Below are 3,720 nucleotides of genomic sequence, written 5' to 3' on the forward strand. Positions count from 1 at the left end.
ATTTTATTCTAAGTGTAATTTTATTATAATTTTTTCGGAGATAATTTATTGAGGGATTCTCTATTTATATAATTAGTGATAAGTTCCTATAAGGGTACTAGATATGTATACATTTATTGTAATATAATATATATGTTATAAAAAATTCTGAAAATAAGTTATAGGATAAAAATTTAATAAGAATAAAAGTTGATTTTAAGGGTAAAAAGTTTTATTCTTTCTTGAATTTTTGTAAAAAAGCTGAAATTGTATGAGAGATAGTAGTATTCAAATTTTTAAATCTAAAATTAAATTTTTTATAAATTTTTAAGTCTCAGCAAGGATTATTAAACAATAAGAAACACATGATTTAGTAGTAATTTAAGGTCTGATAAAATATTGTGCCAGCAGTCGCGGTTAAACTTTAAGATTAAACAAAAATTTATTAGTAAATTAGTTAAATAAAAAATAAAAAAAATTTAATAAAATAAAGAGTAAAATCAAAATATTTTTAAAAAATTAATTTAATATTTTTATTGAAGCTAAAAAATTTTAGATTTAAACTAGGATTAGATACCCTATTATACTAAAAATTAATAAAAACTAAAATATTATAAGGTAGTTCTTTAAATTTAAAGAATTTGGCGGTAATTTAGTCTTTTCAGAGGAACCTGTTTTGTAATCGATAAACCACGAAAAATCTTACTTATTATAATTAATTTATAAGTTTGTATACCGTCATTATTAGATAATATTTAGAGAAAATTATTAAATTTTATAAATTAAAAAAAATTAGATCAAGGTGCAGCCTATGAATAAGTTAAAATGGGTTACAATTAAGTATATATAAATATGAAATAAAATTTGAAATAGTTTTAGGAAGGAGGATTTGGTTGTAATAATTATTAATAAATTAAAAAGATATAAGCTCTAAATTATGTACATATCGCCCGTCACTTTCATTATATAGATGAAATAAGTCGTAACATAGTAGATTTACTGGAAAGTGAATCTAGATTAATAAAAATAGAGCTAGAATAAGTTAAGCGCTTCAGTTACATTGAAGAAAAAGTTGTGCAAATCGATTTATTTTTAAAAATTTTGAGATATTGTTTAAATAAAATAATTAGGTTAATAGAATCAACTAAGAATTTAAAAAGTAAAGGTTATAAAACTTTAATTTTATAGACTATAGGGTAAAGTACTGTTAAGGAAATATTTATAAAATAGAGTTAGTAATTATAAAATAATGTACCTCGTGTATTAGGGAAAATTAAAATAAGTCACATATAAAGATAATCCCGAAATTAGAAAAGTTAAATTCTAAATAAGTTTTTGTGTAATAATAATTTAAAAAAAGAATTTAAAAGTGAAATGCTAGTTGTATCTTATAATATCTGGTTTCTTAAAAATTAAATTTAATTTAGCTCTAAATATAATTTGAATTTAGAAGTAAAAGCAAAGGGGATAAGCTCTTTGTATATTTAAAATTTATAATAGATTAATAAAATAAAAATAATTTCTAAGCTTAAAAGTAGCTATGAATATAAAGTGTTTTAACTAAATTTTTATTTTAAAAAAATTTAGTTAATCTTTAATTAAAATTAAGATATTAAAAAAAATAAAATATATTAAATAAAAATAATTTTATTAGTAGACTAAAAATTTTGTAAAAAATTTAATAATAAAATATAAAAATAATTTTTATAAGAAAAAGATAATAAAAAGGAATTCAGCAAAATAATTCTTTGCCTGTTTATCAAAAACATGTCCATATGAAAGATATTTATGGTCTGGCCTGCTCACTGAGTAGTAGTAAACTTAAAGAGCCGCGGTATATTGACCGTGCAAAGGTAGCATAATCATTAGTTTTTTAATTGGGAACTCGTATGAATGGTTAAACAAAAGAAGTTCTGTCTCTTTATTTTATATTGAATTTAACTTTTAAGTGAAAAGGCTTAAATTTTTTAAGGGGACGATAAGACCCTATAAAGCTTTATAATGAAATAATATTTTTTTGAAATAATTTATAAAAATAAAGTAAAATTACTTTATTTTGTTGGGGCGACATAGATATAAATATATTATTTAACTGTCAAGATATAATACATAAGTTTATGAGTAAAATAAATGATCCTTATTTAAAGATTAAAAGACTAAGTTACTTTAGGGATAACAGCATTATTTCTTTTGAGAGTTCTTATTGAAAAAGAAGTTTGTGACCTCGATGTTGAATTAAAGAATCTTTATAGTGTAGCCGTTATAAAAAGAAGGTCTGTTCGACCTTTAAATCTTTACATGATTTGAGTTCAGACCGGCGTAAGCCAGGTTGGTTTCTATCTCTTAATTTAAAAAAATTATTTTAGTACGAAAGGATTGAATAATTAGAAAATTTCTATAGCTGAATTTATATTTAAATAAGTTTAAAATAATAACTTTTAGAGTTAATAATTTAGTTAAAGTTACTATTTTGGCAGATAATATGTACCAGGTTTAGGACTTGATTAAGATAGAAAGGAATTCTATAAATAGTAATAATATTATAGCTAATAATTTAGTAATTAAATATTATTTTAATAAATTAAAATATTTTAAGTTTTTAACTTAATAAAAACAACTGTAAAATAATAAAGTAGTTGGTTAATACTTAATGTTTAGGAGTATAATATTTGTAAATTATTTAATTTTAATTGTTTGTGTTTTAGTAAGGGTAGCTTTTGTAACTTTATTAGAACGAAAAATTCTTGGGTTTATTCAAATTCGATTTGGTCCTAATAAAATTGGTTACATAGGTATTTTACAGCCTTTTTCTGACGCAGTAAAATTATTTACTAAAGAACAAATAACTCTTACTGTATCTAATTTTTTACCTTATTATTTTTCTCCTGTATTTAGATTATTTTTATCTTTGTTAGTATGAGTTGTTTTACCTTATGATATTGGGTTAGTAAGAAAATTTGATATAAGAGTGTTGTTTTTTTTTTGTTGTTTAAGATTTGGAGTATATAGGGTAATAATTGCAGGGTGGTCTTCTAATTGTAAATATTCTTTATTAGGGAGACTACGAGCTGTAGCTCAGACTATTTCTTATGAAGTAAGGCTAGCTTTGATTCTTCTATCGTATGTTATTTTAGTAGCCGGGTTTAATTTAAATTTATTTATTGAATATCAATCTAATGTATGATTTATTTTTTTGGCTTTTCCTTTAAGATTAATTTGATTTAGAAGGTGTTTGGCTGAAACTAATCGGACTCCTTTTGATTTTGCTGAAGGAGAATCTGAACTTGTATCTGGGTTTAATACTGAGTATAGAAGAGGAGGATTTGCTTTAATTTTTATGGCTGAATATGCAAGAATTTTATTTATAAGAATTCTTTTTGTTATTATTTTTTTAGGTAGGAGAGTTTGTTCAATTTTTTTTTTTATTAAAGGAGTAGTTATCTCTTTTATTTTTGTGTGAGTTCGGGGCACATTACCTCGATTACGATATGATAAATTAATATATTTGGCTTGAAAAAGATTTTTGCCTGTTTCTATTAATTATTTAATTTTTTTTGTGGGTTTAAAAGTTTTTTATTTATTATAAATTATTAGTTTATAATATTAACTAAAATAGTAGATTAATCAACTATTAAGAATTATATTCTTTTCTAATGTTTTCAAAACATTTATTTTTATAAACTAAATAGTCATTTTAATATTTTATCTCAAAAAAAAATAATTAAAGGGTTAAAAATAAAA

The 3,720-nt window shown here is 21.8% G+C and carries 1 protein-coding gene and 2 other annotated features; the gene reads right to left on the bottom strand.

Annotation, left to right across the window (positions count from 1 at the left end):
- Positions 1-1,723: 1,723 nt before the first annotated feature.
- Positions 1,724-1,889 (top strand) — a sequence feature (23S ribosomal RNA rRNA prediction is too short).
- 261 nt (positions 1,890-2,150) lie between these two features.
- Positions 2,151-2,310 (top strand) — a sequence feature (23S ribosomal RNA rRNA prediction is too short).
- Between the two features lie 837 nt (positions 2,311-3,147).
- On the bottom strand, positions 3,148-3,450 hold the full coding sequence (locus E0D71_RS17515; protein WP_235906850.1) for a hypothetical protein: 303 nt from the start codon (positions 3,448-3,450) through the stop codon (positions 3,148-3,150).
- Positions 3,451-3,720 lie beyond the last annotated feature (270 nt).

This window comes from Marinomonas sp. KMM3893 (assembly GCF_004352855.1).
Taxonomy (GTDB): Bacteria; Pseudomonadota; Gammaproteobacteria; order Pseudomonadales; family Marinomonadaceae; genus Marinomonas; species Marinomonas arenicola.